We start from the raw sequence: 14,732 nt of genomic DNA, 5'->3' as shown, positions 1-14,732 counted from the left end.
CTAAACTGGTGAGGTGAAAACGGGGTGATTCGGGCTTACTCGTCCGTCGACGGGTAGAACTGGGACCAGCGGGGCTGCCACGTGAAGTGCGGCGACGCGAGCCCGCGGTAGACGCCTTGGATGAGGTCCTGCTTGCTGATCGCCGCCGCCATCGCCTGGCGGAACGGGACCAGCTGGAAGAGGTTCCCCGGACCGGCGCTCCAGCCGTTCGCGCGCTGGTTCACGGAGATGATCGTGTTGTACGGTGTCGGGACCTGAAGGACGTCGACGTTCTCGTTCTCTTGGTACGACTCGTACTGCTCCGGCGGAATCGCGGCCGCGTCGGCCTCGCCGGTCCTGAGCGCACCGAGGCGGGAGGCCTGCTCCCGAACGACGCTGATCGAGGCGGACTCGAAGTACGGCCCCTCCGAGAACAGGTCGGGCCCCTCGTCGATGTCGCGGAGGTAGTACTCGTCGTTACGGGTGTACTCCGTTCCGGAGCCGCGGTTCCACGCCGTGAGCTCGAACGCGCCGAGGTTCCCGGCGAACTGGAGTTCGAGCAGCTCCTCGTCCTGCTCGAGACCCTGGACGTCCTCCTCCTCGACGTACGGCTGGAGAAGGTCCTTCGGGATCGGGTACAGGAGCGGGTCGTACGTCTTGGGCCACAGGATGTTCGGGGACTCGAGCGTCGCCTCGAACTGGAACTCGCCCGTCTGCTCGACGGTGACGCCGTCCCAGCTGGTCGACGCCGCGGTGGGCGCCCAGTCTGCCTGGTGGAGCTCCTGGATAAGGTAGACGAAGTCCTCGGCGGTGACCTGTCCGTACGGCTCGCTGAACTGGAGGTTCTCCCGCACGTCGAACGTCCACACCTCGCCGTCCTCGGTGGACATGTCGTACAGCAGCGGGAAGACGTCCTGGTTCTCGTCGAACGTGTACCCCTGGTCGAGCGCGCGGGCGATCGCGGTCCCGGCGCCGTTCTCGGTGTTAAACAGCGGGTTCAGGGTGGTGAACCGCGCCGAGGTGACCGTGTCGTAGGAGCCGCTGACCTCCGGCTCGCCCTCGTACCACGCGGGCAGGTCCCAGCCGTTCGAGAAGTTCTCGATCGGCCCCTCGAGCTCGGGGTTGTAGCCGACGAGGTCGTCGCTGAACAGCAGGGTGATGTACGGCTGCTCGTAGGCGATGTTCTCGAAGATATCGACGAACGCCTGCTGGAGCTCTTCCACGCTCGACGCCTGTTGCGCCTGATCGAAGAGCTCCTGCGCGTCGAACTGCGGGTAGTAGCCGACCGGGTTGTAGAACGCGGTGGCGCCGTCGAAGAACGCCGAGTTCGTGAGCGGGTTAAGCGGGTAGGTGTTCAGCCCGAACACGATGGACATGTCCCACGCCTGGTTGCTCGTGACCGACTGCGGGCCGGGGTTCGTCGGCGTCGGGTTCTCCCACGTGACCTCCTCGCCGTCGACCGTGTCGGTCCCCCCTTGGGGCTCGGCGGTCCAGTACTCGTTGTTGAACCGCGTGCCGTCGATGGCCTCGACGATAACGTTGATTCCGAGGTTCTGGCCGAGTTCCTGCGCGATGAAGTTGGCCGTCAGCTGCGAGGTCTCCTGCCCCGTGCTGTGGTAGATGTTGATCTCGACCTGGTCTCCGTCGGGGTTGACCATCGTGTCCCCGTCGAAGCTGTAGTCGTACTCCGACTGCTCGAAAGCGCGCTCAGCCAGCGTGTGCGCGACGTCACGACCGTAGAGGGGGTCCACACCGAACTTCGGGAAGTCGGGGAGTTCGAGCTGGTTACCCCCGCTGCCGGAGCCGCCCTCGGAGCCGTTCATTCCGTCGGAGCCGTTGCCGCCGCCGGACCCGGAGCCGCCCCCGCCGTTTCCGGAACAGCCGGCGAGCGTTACCGCGCCGGCGAGGCCGAGCGCAGAGAGCCATTCTCGCCGGTCGATATGCCGGGAATCATCACGATCCTCAATGTTTCGCCGTGGCATACCGTGTAGTACGAGCGTGTGTATAAAAAACTTCAGACTTCGGGACAGTTGTCAGGGACGTTCATCTTACATTCGTCTTGACAGTCCTCTTATTAGAAGGTGAATTCGCACTCTATGTACGCGTCTATTCGTGTATCTGAGATTTTTCCCGATATTTCTGCCTAGATTTAACTTCTATACTGCTAACCGCCGTCCAGTCCGACGTACGAACCGCTTCGATACGACCCACGGACCGCTCCCGGGATCGCACGTGACTCGTCCCCGACTATCCCACCGCTTTTCGCTGCGCCCGATCGCGTCGATCGACGTTTCACTCGTTCGCCGGGCCGGTCAGGGGCGGTGACGCCGTCGGTGGAGTAGTTCCGCTCCGCTCGCCCGCACGACGGCCCCGCTCGGTTCTCCAGTTCACTCTCGGTTCTCCCCTTTACTCGCCGTCGTCGGCGGACGACTCCGTCACCGCCTCGTCGCTGATTGCCCGGTCGTACCGCACGATCTGCTCGCGGTGAAGCGAGTAGATCATGTCCGCGAGCACGCCGAACACGAGCAGTTGGATCCCGAGAATGGTCGCGCCGACCGCACCGACGGCGATTATTTCGTGACTGATCCCGAACGCGAGGTATCGGTAGAGGACGAACGCCCCCAACGCAAGCCCCGCCGCGGTCGACGCCACGCCGACGCTCCCGAAGTAGAACAGCGGGTTGTTCGTCTTCGCCTTCCGGTACAGCTCCAGGAATATCACGCCGCCGTCGCGGATCGGATGGAGGTTCGTCGCGGACCCGCCGGGGCGTTCCCGGTACGTGATCGGCACCACCTCGACCGAGACGCGGTTCTTGACGCACTCGACGGCCATCTCTGTCTCGATGCCGAACCCGTCGGCGGTGAGGTGAAGCCGCTCGAACGACTCGCGGGTGAACGCGCGGTACCCGGAGAGGATATCCCGGTAGCTGTTTCGGTGGATCGCTCGGAACGCGGCGTTGATCAGGCGGTTCCCGATCCGGTTGAGGCGGCTCATCGCGCCCGGACGCATGTCGGCGAACCGGTTCCCGATAACGTGGTCGGCCTCGCCGGCGAAGAGCGGTTCGAGCATCGCGGCCGCGTCGTCGGCGTCGTAGGTGGCGTCGGCGTCGGCCATCAGGACGTACGGCGCCTCGACGTGGTCGCGAACCCCCTCCCTGACGGCCTGCCCCTTCCCCCGTCCCGACTGTTCGACGACGCGAGCGCCGGATTCGCGGGCGATCGACTGCGTCTCGTCCGTCGAGCCGCCGTCGATCACGAGGACGTTCTCGAACCCGACGTCGCGGAAATCATTGACGACGCGTGCGACCGTCTCGGCCTCGTTCATCGTCGGCAACAGGACGCAGACGTCGTCGTGGTCGGTCATCAGACGAGCGATCACGGGGGAGTCGGTAAACTCTGTCCCTCCCCGTCGACGCCGGTTCGGCCTCGCTCGGTACCCACCCCGTCTTCGGGGCGAACGTCGGGCGTACATCGCCTTCGGCGCTGGCGGCCGCGTCGCTGCGGCCACCCACACGCTCATGTACGTGAGTATTGATCATGGTTGTATGTCTCACCCACCGGACGAACGCGTCGACGAACTGCTCAGCGCCGCCCGCACGGCGACGGGGGATGAGCTGCGGAGCCTCACGTACTTCACTCGGGACGACGTCGAGCAGCTGTACCTCCGCAGCGACCTGAGCCGGACCGCCGACCTGGTCGGCTTCGCGGAGAACGAGCGCCACGGGTTCCACGCGCAGTCGATGTACGCCGACACCCAGCTCGGCGACTACCTGTTTACCGTTCGGGTGTTCGAGAACGGGTACCTCACGCGGGTGATCGCCAACGATCACGGGACGTGGGTGACCACGGACTCGATGGAGATGGACCGGTTCGAGGAGCTGGCGAGCGCGCTCGCCTCGATCCTCCGGCTGTTCGACCCGGCCTGACCCCGCGCCGACGCGGCCCGGAAGCTACCCGAGGTGGCTCTCGAACTCGCTGACCAGCTCCGCGGCGTCGACCGGCTTCGTCACGTAGCCGTCGGCGCCCGCCTTCACCGCCTCCATCATCTTCTCCTGCTGGTCGACGCTCGTACACATCACGATCACCGCGCCGGGCCAGCGCTCCTTGATCGCGGCGGTCGCCTCGATACCGGTCGTCTCCGGCATCACGACGTCCATCGACACCGCGTCCGGCTCGTACGCCTCGAAGAGCTCGACCGCCTCCGCGCCGTGTTCCGCCTCGTCGACGACCTCGAATCGGTCCTCCAGCGCGTCCCGCACGACGGTCCGCTGGAAGGAGGAGTCGTCGACGACGAGTACCCGCTCGGTCATACCGATCGTCCCGGTCTGACCGACATAAGCGCGCGGATCGCTCGGCGCGGCGACCGCTCCGTCCGGTCGGCCTCCGCCCGGCGTCGGCAGGCGGGTATCCCTTGTATATCCGATAAAACATATAATGAACATGGGAACAAGGTTAAGGTCTATCCCGCGATACGATCGCGTATGGAAACGCGGAAGGTCCAGCGGTTGGGGCCGTCGACGCTGGCGATGACCCTCCCGGCCGAGTGGGCGCAGGAACACGGCGTGAACAAGGGCGACGAGGTGTCGCTGCGGATGGGCGGCAAGGGGACGCTCACGGTGCTTCCCGAGTCGGTGAGCACGGAGGAGTCGGAGGCGGTGATCCACGCGGACGGGCTCGACGCGCGCTCGCTCGAGCGCGCGATCGTGGCGCAGTACGTGCTGGGACGGCGCGTGATCCACGTCCGCAGCGAGGGCGCGCTCGACAGCGAACACATCAACGCGGTGTACAAGGCGGAGACCCAGCTGATGGGCCTCGGCGTCATCGAGGAGACGCCGGAGGACATCTCGATCCGCTGTTCCGTCGATCCCGAGGACTTCACCCTCGACAACCTGCTCGAACGGCTGGAGAACACCGGGTCGACGATGCGGGGCGAGGGCGTGAAGGCGCTCGCGCACGGTAACCCCGACCTCGCGCAGCGCGCGCTCAACCGCGAGCGGCAGGCGAACAAGATATTCGTCCTCCTGCTCCGGCTCATCTTCACCGCGTACCAGAACCCGAACCTCGCCCGCGCGGTCGGCCTCGAGGAGGGGTTCCCGCTGATCGGCTACCGCTCGGTCGCGAAGAACCTCGAACTCACCGCCGACAACGCGGAGGACATCGCCGAGATCGTGATGGAAGCCGAGGGGCACACCCTCGACGTCGACAGCGCGACGATGCGACAGATCCGCGAGTTCACCGATCAGGTGGACGACCTGACGGCGCTCGCGGTCCGGGCCGTCGTCGAGCGCGACTACGACCTCACCGTCGAGTGCCGCGACCTGTTCTCGCGGCTGGAGGACCGCGAACAGGAGATCCTCGACGAGCTGCCGAACGACCTGGACAACGAGACGCTGCTCATGACCCGCGAGGTGCTCGTCAGCCTCCAGCACACCGCGGAGTACGCCATGCGGAACGCCGAGATCGCGGCGAACCTCGCGCTCAACGAGGCGTCGGAACACGTCGAGATCATCTGACCCCGTGGCGGCGTCAGCGCTCGTCGCTCGCGCCCGACCGCGTCGCGCGGTTCGCATGAACTAAGTGGCCCCCCGCGAAGCGGTTCGTATGAGCGAGGGTTCCATCGAGTCGGACAAGGAGGTCGGCGTCGCGCTCGCGCTCGGCGCCATCGCGTTGGTCGGTGCCGTTGTGATGGCGGCGTACCCCGGGCAGCTGGGGAAGGCGTGGGGGTTCGCGGGCGCGTTCGTCTTCGCGACGCTCGCCGTCGGCGCGGTCCAGCTGTTCGACTGATCGCGACGCGGACCGGCCGATCGGTCGTGAAAAACGAGAAACCGTTAAGCATGTCAGACGCGTATATCCGGCAATGAGCGAGTACACCGAGGAGGAACAGCGGATCCTCGCGTACCTCACGGACAGCGTCACCCGTGGCGAGCGGTACCTTCGCTCGAAGACGATCGCTGACGCGATCGGTCTCACCGCGAAGCAGGTGGGCTCGCGGCTCCCCCGGCTCGCCGAGAAGTCGGACGACGTCGACATCGAGAAGTGGGGCCGCGCCAAGTCGACGACCTGGCGCGTGACGCCGGACGGCTGAGGACGCGACCCGGCCCCGACGCTGTCGCCGCGTTCCCCGCACCCGACTCCGCCGACGCGCATTTTTAACCCCCGTAGCCCCAAACGGAGGTATGACCGTTCGAGTCTCCCGGACGTTCGAGTTCGACGCGCCGCCGGCCGACGTGTGGGCGTTCATCTCGGACGCGGAGCAGCGCGCGGACGCCATCAGCGTGGTCGACTCCTTCGAGGTCCACGACGACGGCAGCGCGACCTGGCACGTCGCGCTACCGATACCGATGATCCGCTCCACGATCGACGTCGAGACGGAGGACGTGGAGCGCGACCCCCCGAACCGAGTGAAGTTCGTCGGGAAGTCGCGGGCGTTCCGCGTCACCGGCGAACACGAGATCACCGAGACCGACGACGGCGGGTGCCGGCTCGCGAACGAGTTCGTCGTCGACGGGCGCCTCCCCGGCGTCGAGTCCTTCTTCAAGCGCAACTTCGACGCCGAACTGGACAACTTGGAGGACGCGCTCCGCGCGTCGCTGGCCTCGCCCGCATGAGGCTCGCCGGCGTCCAGCTGGCGGTCGAAGGCGGCGAGGTCGAGGAGAACGTCGAGCGGGCGCTCGACCGCGTCCGGGCGGCCGCGGCCGACGGCGCCGACCTGGTCGTCCTGCCCGAGCTGTTCGACGTGGGCTACTTCGCGTTCGACGCGTACGGCCGCGCCGCGGAGAGCCTCGCCGGCGACCGGCTCGCCCGGTTCGCGGCCGCGGCCGACGACCACGACGTGGCGGTGCTGGCCGGCACGGTCGTCGAGGACCTGTCGGCGTCGGCCGCCGACGGGCTCGACGTGCCGTCCGAGTCCGGACTCGCCAACGCGGCCGTGTTGTTCGACGCGGACGGCGAGCGCAGGCTCGTCTACCGGAAGCGCCACCTGTTCGGGTACGGCTCCGAGGAGACGGACCGGATGGTCCCCGGCGAGCGGACGCCGGTGGTCGAGCTCGGGGGCGTCACCGTCGGGGTGACGACCTGCTACGACCTCCGGTTCCCGGAGCAGTTCCGCGGGATGGTCGACGCGGGCGTCGAGTGCGTGCTGGTGCCGAGCGCGTGGCCGTACCCGCGGATCGAACACTGGCGGACGCTCGGCCGCGCGCGGGCCATCGAGAACCTGACGTACGTCGCCGCCGTCAACGGGAGCGGCCGGTTCGGCGACGACGCGCTCTGCGGCCGGAGCGCGGTGTACGACCCCTGGGGGACCGCGCTCGCGTCGGTCGGCGACGAACCCGGGGTCGTGACCGCGACGGTGGACCCCGAGCGGGTCGCGGCGGTCCGCGAGGAGTTCCCCGCGCTCCGCGACCGCCGCTGAGTCGGCGTCTGGTACGGGAAGCTGCCGGTTCGCGGTCTCGGTGACCCCGTCGCCCGCCTCCGCGAACGCCGCCCGGCGCCGGCATCACGCGCCGTCGGTAAGCGCGTCCGTATCTCGCGCCTCCGGATCTCACACCTTTATACGCCTGAGGCACGTACCGATGCTTGCCGAAGACCGACGCTTTTCTCGTTGGGATTCGGCGTTAACCGATCCGCGCGCCCGTCCCGACCACCCGGGCGGCGACGCCGAGGACAGCCTGGGGGTCCGCTGTCCGGCCCGCCGCCCGCCGCCTCTCGCCGCCGCTTCGCCTTTCGCCCGCCTCCCCTTCCCACTTCCACCTCTCTCCCCTTCCACCGACGCCCAGTCGCGTCCCCTTCCGATGTACGCAGCCGTCGCTGTCTCCACGACGCACTACCGAACTCCGGACCGATTCGGGGACGACGCGGCGGGACTCGCCTCCTTCGCGCGCGAATATCTCTACTGATAATTCGGCCGGTAGGTTCTTACGTCGCTCGGCGGAGGAAGCAAACGCCGCGGACGAATCCGACTGGCCCCACCCCGTTCCGGGCGGGCCGGTCGGCCACTCGCTTCCACCGTCCGTCGTCCGTCGGCTTGGGTTCGGGTCCACCCGCTCCCACACCGAGCCCGAACCCCTTTCGGTACGTGCCTCGCTTCACGGACAGCGACCGCCGTCGGAGCGCGGGGCCGAAGCGCAAGGACGAAACCCCGGGCCGACGAACCGACGGTCGAATGTTCCCCCGCGAGTACCGCGGCGTCGCCTTCGTGGTCGGGCTGTTCCTCGTCGTCCAGGTGGGCGCGCTGGCGCTGGTCCCCGAGTTCGCCGCGAGCGGCTATCAGGCGGTCGAGAACCCCGACAACCCCGCGAACAGCGTGCTGTACGTCCTCGCCATCGTCGCGATGACGGGCGTGATGCTGGCGGCGTTCCGGTACGACTTCGACGGGGCGATCCGGCTGTTGATCGTCGGCGTCTCGGCGTGGCTCTCGTGGTACGTCTTCTCCGCGCTCGTCTCGCCGCTCGCGGCCGCCGTCCCCGCGGTCGCGGTCGGCGTCGGGCTGCTCGTCCACCCCGAGTGGTACGTGATCGACGTCGCCGGGATGTTGATGGGCGCGGGCGCCGCCGGGCTGTTCGGCATCTCGTTCGGGCTGCTGCCGGCGCTCATTCTGCTCGCCGTCCTCGCCGTCTACGACGCGGTCTCGGTGTACGGCACCGAGCACATGCTGTCGCTCGCGGAGGGCGTGATGGACCTGAACATCCCCGTCGTGTTGGTGATCCCGTTGTCGCTGTCGTACTCGCTGCTCGACGGCGAGTCGGCGAGCGACGAGGCGTCCGGGGTGGGCGAGGAGGCGGAAACGGACGGGGAGCCCGACAGCGGTGCCGATTCCGACATCGACGACGGGTGCGACGACGGAAGCGACGCCGCCGAACCCACCGAAGGCGGCGACCGCGACGCCTTCTTCATCGGCCTCGGCGACGCCGTCATCCCGACGGTGCTGATAGCGAGCGCGGCGACGTTCTCGCCGGCGGCCGACCTCGCGGTCCCGCTCCTCGGCGTCAACCTCCCTGCGCTGCTCGCGATGGTCGGCACCCTCGCGGGGCTGCTCGTCCTCATGCGATGGGTGATACAGGGCCGCCCGCACGCGGGCCTGCCACTTTTAAACGGCGGCGCGATCGGCGGCTACCTGATCGGCTCGCTCGTCGCCGGCATCCCGCTGATCGAAGCGCTGGGGCTCGCGGGCTTCTTTTAAATAGATTCGGGCGTCCGATAATTTGTTTATAAACTAGTGAGCGTCACGAACACCCCCCGAAGCCCCAGCCGCGAGACTGTACGACGACATTGTTTATAAACTGCCGATCGCCACGAACACCACCAAAGCCCCAGCCGGGAGGGCGGCGCGCGCTCGCTGTCGTTCGAGACGCCAAAGGCGTCTCGTGATGACGAGAGAGCGAAGCTCTCTCGAACCACGCTCCTCAGTCGCTCACTCCGTTCGCTCCCTGCGGTGCTTACGTCGTCATCAGAACGCTTCGCGTTCTGATTGGCTCACGAGAGCTTCGCTCTCGTGAACGCCTGCGCCGCCCTCCCGGCTGCCCCTTCGAGTCCCGCCCGACCGCACAGCAACCGCGCCTCACACCTCCCCAACCTCGCCGCTCACGCCCTCCGGGCGTTCGCGGCGTCCCTCGCGCGTGCTGCTCGGCCGCAGAGCGGCCTCGCAGGCACGCGCCACCGCCGAGAAATTCGCTATTCGTCGTCCGCGGGATTCCCGTCGCGCGTCTTCACGGCGACGCCGGAGCCGAGCTGTTCGGCCTCCGCGCCGGAGAGCTCGGCGCGGCCGACCCCGAAGATCGCGCCGCTCTCGTCGACGACGAGGACCTCGTCGCCGGGGCGGATCCCGTCGTCGGCCGCGGTGACGAACTTCGCGAACGCGTTGCGCCCCTCGCGCACGAACGGCTCGCTCTCCTCGCCGACGACCATCCGGTGTCGCGGGGCGGCGAACGCCTCGCCGATCCGCTTCCCGCCCGCGAGCCCGAGGGTGAACCGACCGTCGGTGCCGTACGAGACGAGGCGGTCGCCCTCGCTGCTGCCGGGGGTGTCGTCGACGTCGCCGTCGATCACCTGCCGCGGGCGGCCGCCGCTCGACCGGCGCACGGTGAGGGTGTCGGCCGGGGGGAACAGGGCGTCGCCCGCGCCGGCCCCGAACTGGTAGTCGGCGGCGGTCCGCAGGTCCGCGAGCGTGTCGGCGTCGGTCATGGCCGGGATACCGACCGCGCGCCCAAAGCGATTGCGACACCGTCCGGCGACGATACCGCCGTGGGGAGCCGACTCTGCGGGGACTCGTGCGGGACTACTCCGCGCGGACGGCGACCGTCGCGGCCGGGGCGCTTCACCGGAACGGCGCGGGCGACACGCTTCGGACCCCTGAATCGGGGCGTACCGGCCCGGACGCGACCCGTCAGAGTTCGATCCGGTCGACGATTGCCTCGTTCCCGTCGGTCCCGTCGCTGTGGGTGTTGATCGCGACGGTCCGGATCCGCTCTTCGAGCAGCGATCCGTCGATCTTCGCCTTCAACAGGGAGTCGACCTGGTAGACGCCGGCGGCGTTGTTCATCCGGATCACGACCTGAACGGGCGTCTCGTCGCCCGCGCGCAACGAGACGCGTTCGATCGCCTGCGAGGAGACGGTGTTGATCCCGCGGCCGCCCTCCTCGTAGGGGACCCGAGAGCGCCCGCGTTCCATGTCCAGCCCGTCCGCGATCCGGACGACGCCGGCCTCCAGTGTGAGCGGCTGCTCCTCGGTGTGGTGGCATAAGATTGCGTGGAGCACTTCGGCCTTCACGCGGACTCGGTCGGCCACGCCGTAGAAGTCGGTGAGCAGGTCGTCGAGCAGGTCGGCCGCGAGCGGGATCGAGTAGTACGGGTGGTCGTGGCGGTGGACGACGTGGCCGATGTCGTGGAGCGTCGCGGCCAGCGCGACGATCACCGGCTCGTCGGCCTCGTCGAGCCCCTGCTGGCGGGCGCCGTTGAACTCGACGCCGCCGGACTTGAGCAGGTCGTACAGCCGGAGCGCGCGGTCGCGGACGATCTCGACGTGTTTCGCGCCGTGGTCGTTGTACCCCTTCCGCGCGACCGGATTGACGTTTTGCGCCTCCAGGTACGCGACGATCTCCTCGTCCGATTCGAGCCGCGACATGACCTCGTTGAGCCGCTCGTCCGGGAACGCGTGGTCGGCCTCCGGGTCGTACTCGTGGCGGTCGGCGTCGGTGTCGGCGTCGACCTCGTCGGGCGTATCGAGGTCGTCTGCGGCCGGATCGGGCGCGTCGTCCGGTGTCGGATCGGGCGCGTCGTCGGCAGGGTCGGTCATACGTCTCCCAGAAACCTTCACCGGGGATAAATGTGCGAGCCGCGCGGCGCTGCCGGCCACGGAGTCGCCGCGGCTTCGTCGACCGAACGGCGACGACCCCGCCGTCGTCCCCGGCGCTTATGCCGCCGCCGGCTGTGGGTCCGCGCATGCCCTTCGACGCCGACCGCGTCTCGACGGTGACGTTTGACTCGTACAGCACGCTCGTGGACGTGGAGGCCGCCGAGGCCGCGCTCGCGGACCGCGTCGACGACCCCGAGCCGGTGTCGCGGCTGTGGCGGTCGCGGTCGCTGGCGTACACGTTCGTCGCGAACGCGGTCGACGCCTATCAGCCGTTCTACGAGATGAACCGCGACGCGCTCACCTACGCGCTCGACGCGCACGGCGTCGACCTCCCGGACGCGGAGCGCGACGAGATCCTCGCGGTGTACCACGAGCTGGAGGTGTTCGACGACGTGCGCGACGCGATCGGCCGCCTCCGCGACGCCGGCTACGACTGCTACGTCCTCTCGAACGGCGACCCCGAGATGCTGGCGTCGCTCGTCGACCACGCCGACATCGCTGACCTGATCGAGGACGCGATCAGCGCCGACGAGGTGGAGACGTTCAAGCCCGACGCCGAGCTCTACCGGCACGGCGCGGCCCGAACCGGGACGCCGATCGACGAGGTGGTCCACGCGACGGCCGGCTGGTTCGACGTGCTCGGAGCGCGACACGCCGGGATGCAGGCCGCGTGGGTCGACCGGAAGGGAACGCCGTGGGAGCCGTTCGGCGGCGATCCGGACGCCACCGTCGAGACGCTCCACGACCTGGCGGACCGGCTCGGGGCCTGACGGCGCCGCCCGATGCGACTCCGCGACGCCGACGCGGCCGACGGTCGGTTCCGGTTCCGCGGCCGCCCGCTCGTCTCGTGGCTGCTGATCGCCGCGCTCGCGCAGCTCTCCGTCCGGGCGCTCGTCGGCGGCGCCGCCCTGATCGCCGCGCCCTCCGGCCGGATCGTCGGCCTCTCGACCGACGCGCTGGCCCGCACGCCGTTCGACGACTACCTCGTCCCCGGCGTCGTCCTCTTCGTCGTCTTCGGGCTCGTCTCCGCGGCCGTCTGCTACGGGGTGTACGCCGGTCGGAAGGGGGCGCCCGCGGCCGCGGCCGCCGTCGGCCTCGCCCTGCTGGGCTGGCTGGCGGTCGAGGCGCTGGCGGGCTTCGACAGGCCGACGATCCGATTGAACCTCGCGACGGCGGTCGCGGCGCTCGCGCTCGCGTCGCGTCCGTGCGTTCGCGACGGGGGCCGCGGAGCGGATGCGTGAGAGGCCGCCGCGGAGCGGATGCGTGAGAGGCCGCCGCGGAGCGGATGCGTGAGAGGCCGCCGCGGAGCGGGCCAGCGACCGCCCGCCGCGGCAGTTTCGACCCGAGACACAACCTATAAGCGCGCGACCGATCCATACTGCGGTGTGACCCGCTCCGCGTCCGCACGCGGTCCGCAACCGGCGCCAGCGACGCGGCTCTTCTCGAAAAAACGCGCGTGAACCGTCCGCCGGCGGGAGTGGCGACCCCGTCCCGGACGACCCCCGACCCGCGACCGGAGACGGTCGCGCGGCCGTTCCGCTTCACGACCGACACCGAATCCCACCACACGCACCCACACCGAACCCATGACGGACACGACGACAACGACCCCGTACGCGACGACCGAATCGACAGACGGAGAAGCGACCGACGCCCCCTTCGAGGGCGTCTATCCGGCGATGACGACACCGTTCACCGACGGCGACGCGGTCGACCACGACCAGCTCGCCGCGAACGCCCGGTTCCTGGAGCGCGCCGGCGTCGACGGGGTCGTCCCCGTCGGCTCGACGGGCGAGTCGGCGACGATGAGCCACGACGAGCACGTCGCCGTGATCGAGACGGTCCGCGACGCCTTAGACGACATCCCGGTGATCGCGGGCACCGGCTCGAACAACACCGCGGAGGCGCTCTCGCTGTCGCGGCGCGCGGCCGACGCGGGCGCCGACGGCCTGCTCCTCATCTCTCCGTACTACAACAAGCCCGAACCCGCGGGCTTCCTCGAACACTACCGGACCATCGCCGACGAGGTCGACATCCCGCAGATCGTCTACAACGTGCCCAGCCGCACGGGGCAGTCGATCCCGGTCGACGTCACGGTCGAACTCGCGGAACACCCGAACATCCGGGGGTACAAGGCTGCTTCCGGCGACCTCAACCTCATCAGCGAGGTGATAGAGCGGACCCGGGACGAGGCGTTCGCGGTGCTGTCGGGCGACGACGGCCTCACGCTGCCGGTCCTCTCTATCGGCGGCGCGGGCACGATCAGCGTCGTCGCCAACGTCGAGCCCGAGCGCACCTGCGCGATGGTCGGCGCCGCGCTCTCGGGCGACTACGACCGCGCGCGGGCGCTCCACCACGAGCTCTCGCCGCTCGTCCGCGAGCTGTTCGCCGAGACGAACCCGATCCCGGTCAAGGAGGCGATGCACATCCGCGGGCGGGGCGGACCCCGCGTCCGCTCACCGCTCTCGCGGCTCTCGGAGGACCGTCGCGAGTCGCTCCGCGACCTGCTGGCCGCGTACGACGAGCGCGCCCCGGGAACGATCGACCCGACGGCCGTCGACCCCGCGGCGACGGAGGGCGCCGAATGAGCGATGCCGGCGACCCCGCCGGTGACCTCCGGATCGCCGTCACCGGCGCGGGCGGCCGGATGGGCCGAGAGGTGATCGAGGCGGCCGCCGACCGCGAGGCCGTCGCCGTCGCGGTCGCGATCAACCGCACGGAGATCGACCCCGTGGCGGGCGTCGCGGTCAACGACGCCGACGACCTCGACGAACTGCTCGCGAGCGAGGCGCCGGACGTCCTCGTCGACTTCACCGGTCCCGACTCGGCGGTCGCGTACGCCGAGGCCTGCGCGGACGCCGGCGTCCCGCTCGTCACCGGGACGACCGGGTTCTCGGACGCGCAGGTCGATAGCCTCCGGGCCGCGAGCGACGCGGTCCCCGTCCTCAAGGCGTCGAACTTCGCGCGCGGCGTCGCCGCGCTCCGCCGGGCGGTCCGCGAGGCCGCCGCGGCGCTGCCCGGCTACGACGTGGAGCTGACGGAGACGCACCACAACGCCAAGCGCGACGCCCCCTCCGGCACCGCGAAGTCGATCCTCGACGACGTGGAGGACGCCCGCGACGACCTCGACGAGCGCGTCCACGGCCGCGAGGGAGACGCCCCCCGGAGCCCGGGCGAGGTCGGCGTCCACGCCCGCCGCGCGGGCGACGTGACCGGCGAACACGAGGTCCTGCTGGCCGGGAACCGCGAGACGCTCGAGCTCACGCACCGCGCCGGCGACCGCGGGGTGTTCGCCGAGGGCGCGCTCGACGCCGCCGCGTGGCTCGCTGACCGCGACCCGGGCTGGTACGGGTTCGGCGACGTGCTGGACGCGGGCGAGAAATAACTGCGGGGAATCAGCATAT

16 protein-coding genes are annotated in these 14,732 nt (G+C 69.4%); 11 read left to right on the top strand and 5 right to left on the bottom strand.

The features are described 5' to 3' along the window. Positions 1 to 35: 35 nt before the first annotated feature. Both EXE45_RS08450 and aglJ read right to left on the bottom strand, forming a co-directional pair. Positions 36 to 1,961, bottom strand: coding sequence for an ABC transporter substrate-binding protein (locus EXE45_RS08450; RefSeq protein WP_092921139.1), 1,926 nt, complete (start codon positions 1,959 to 1,961; stop codon positions 36 to 38). A 424-nt stretch (positions 1,962 to 2,385) separates the two neighbouring features. Next, positions 2,386 to 3,342, bottom strand: coding sequence for an S-layer glycoprotein N-glycosyltransferase AglJ (gene aglJ, locus EXE45_RS08445; protein WP_092921140.1), 957 nt, complete (start codon positions 3,340 to 3,342; stop codon positions 2,386 to 2,388). 181 nt (positions 3,343 to 3,523) lie between these two features. Between aglJ and EXE45_RS08440 the strand changes: the two genes are divergently transcribed. Continuing rightward, a complete protein-coding gene (locus tag EXE45_RS08440; RefSeq protein WP_092921141.1) occupies positions 3,524 to 3,904 on the top strand; it encodes a hypothetical protein in 381 nt (126 codons plus the stop codon). 24 nt (positions 3,905 to 3,928) lie between these two features. Here the strand turns inward: EXE45_RS08440 and EXE45_RS08435 are convergent, their stop codons facing one another. Next, positions 3,929 to 4,288: a response regulator gene (locus tag EXE45_RS08435; RefSeq protein ID WP_137694046.1), complete on the bottom strand. Its 360-nt coding sequence runs from the start codon at positions 4,286 to 4,288 to the stop codon at positions 3,929 to 3,931. Between the two features lie 171 nt (positions 4,289 to 4,459). On the opposite strand from EXE45_RS08435, the gene EXE45_RS08430 reads away from it, so the two are divergent. From EXE45_RS08430 to EXE45_RS08405, 6 genes are all read left to right on the top strand, one after another. Next, on the top strand, positions 4,460 to 5,491 hold the full coding sequence (locus tag EXE45_RS08430) for a phosphate uptake regulator PhoU (RefSeq protein WP_092921143.1): 1,032 nt from the start codon (positions 4,460 to 4,462) through the stop codon (positions 5,489 to 5,491). Positions 5,492 to 5,579: 88 nt separating this feature from the next. Next, positions 5,580 to 5,762, top strand: a complete 183-nt coding sequence (locus EXE45_RS08425) for a hypothetical protein (RefSeq protein ID WP_092921144.1) — start codon at positions 5,580 to 5,582, stop codon at positions 5,760 to 5,762. A 73-nt stretch (positions 5,763 to 5,835) separates the two neighbouring features. Next, the gene (locus tag EXE45_RS08420; RefSeq protein ID WP_092921145.1) at positions 5,836 to 6,063 is read left to right on the top strand and encodes a hypothetical protein; all 228 of its coding nucleotides are present in this window, start codon (positions 5,836 to 5,838) and stop codon (positions 6,061 to 6,063) included. Positions 6,064 to 6,154: 91 nt separating this feature from the next. Next, on the top strand, positions 6,155 to 6,586 hold the full coding sequence (locus EXE45_RS08415; RefSeq protein WP_092921146.1) for a CoxG family protein: 432 nt from the start codon (positions 6,155 to 6,157) through the stop codon (positions 6,584 to 6,586). Further along, positions 6,583 to 7,389, top strand: a complete 807-nt coding sequence (locus EXE45_RS08410) for a nitrilase-related carbon-nitrogen hydrolase (protein WP_137694045.1) — start codon at positions 6,583 to 6,585, stop codon at positions 7,387 to 7,389. The genes EXE45_RS08415 and EXE45_RS08410 overlap by 4 nt, the downstream gene beginning before the upstream one ends. A 750-nt stretch (positions 7,390 to 8,139) precedes the next feature. Continuing rightward, a complete protein-coding gene (locus EXE45_RS08405; RefSeq protein WP_092921148.1) occupies positions 8,140 to 9,156 on the top strand; it encodes a presenilin family intramembrane aspartyl protease PSH in 1,017 nt (338 codons plus the stop codon). Between the two features lie 491 nt (positions 9,157 to 9,647). On the opposite strand, the gene EXE45_RS08400 is transcribed toward EXE45_RS08405, so the two are convergent. Both EXE45_RS08400 and EXE45_RS08395 read right to left on the bottom strand, forming a co-directional pair. Further along, positions 9,648 to 10,157, bottom strand: a complete 510-nt coding sequence (locus EXE45_RS08400; RefSeq protein ID WP_137694044.1) for a PUA domain-containing protein — start codon at positions 10,155 to 10,157, stop codon at positions 9,648 to 9,650. Between the two features lie 202 nt (positions 10,158 to 10,359). Next, complete coding sequence (locus EXE45_RS08395) at positions 10,360 to 11,268, bottom strand: HD domain-containing protein (RefSeq protein WP_137694043.1); 909 nt, start codon at positions 11,266 to 11,268, stop codon at positions 10,360 to 10,362. A 146-nt stretch (positions 11,269 to 11,414) separates the two neighbouring features. On the opposite strand from EXE45_RS08395, the gene EXE45_RS08390 reads away from it, so the two are divergent. The 4 genes from EXE45_RS08390 to dapB all read left to right on the top strand — a co-directional run bounded on the left by EXE45_RS08390 (position 11,415) and on the right by dapB (position 14,713). Then, positions 11,415 to 12,098 (top strand): haloacid dehalogenase type II, encoded by a 684-nt coding sequence (locus tag EXE45_RS08390; protein WP_137694042.1) that lies wholly within the window; start codon positions 11,415 to 11,417, stop codon positions 12,096 to 12,098. Between the two features lie 12 nt (positions 12,099 to 12,110). Then, positions 12,111 to 12,569: a hypothetical protein gene (locus EXE45_RS08385; RefSeq protein ID WP_137694041.1), complete on the top strand. Its 459-nt coding sequence runs from the start codon at positions 12,111 to 12,113 to the stop codon at positions 12,567 to 12,569. Between the two features lie 345 nt (positions 12,570 to 12,914). Further along, the gene (dapA, locus tag EXE45_RS08380) at positions 12,915 to 13,916 is read left to right on the top strand and encodes a 4-hydroxy-tetrahydrodipicolinate synthase (RefSeq protein WP_092921153.1); all 1,002 of its coding nucleotides are present in this window, start codon (positions 12,915 to 12,917) and stop codon (positions 13,914 to 13,916) included. After that, on the top strand, positions 13,913 to 14,713 hold the full coding sequence (gene dapB / locus EXE45_RS08375; protein ID WP_137694040.1) for a 4-hydroxy-tetrahydrodipicolinate reductase: 801 nt from the start codon (positions 13,913 to 13,915) through the stop codon (positions 14,711 to 14,713). The genes dapA and dapB overlap by 4 nt, the downstream gene beginning before the upstream one ends. Positions 14,714 to 14,732 lie beyond the last annotated feature (19 nt).

This window comes from Halorubrum sp. SP9, from assembly GCF_005435015.1.
GTDB classification, from domain to species: domain Archaea; phylum Halobacteriota; class Halobacteria; order Halobacteriales; family Haloferacaceae; genus Halorubrum; species Halorubrum sodomense.
Note: the sequence above shows the minus strand (reverse complement) of the source record. Positions and strands in the feature narration are given on the sequence as shown.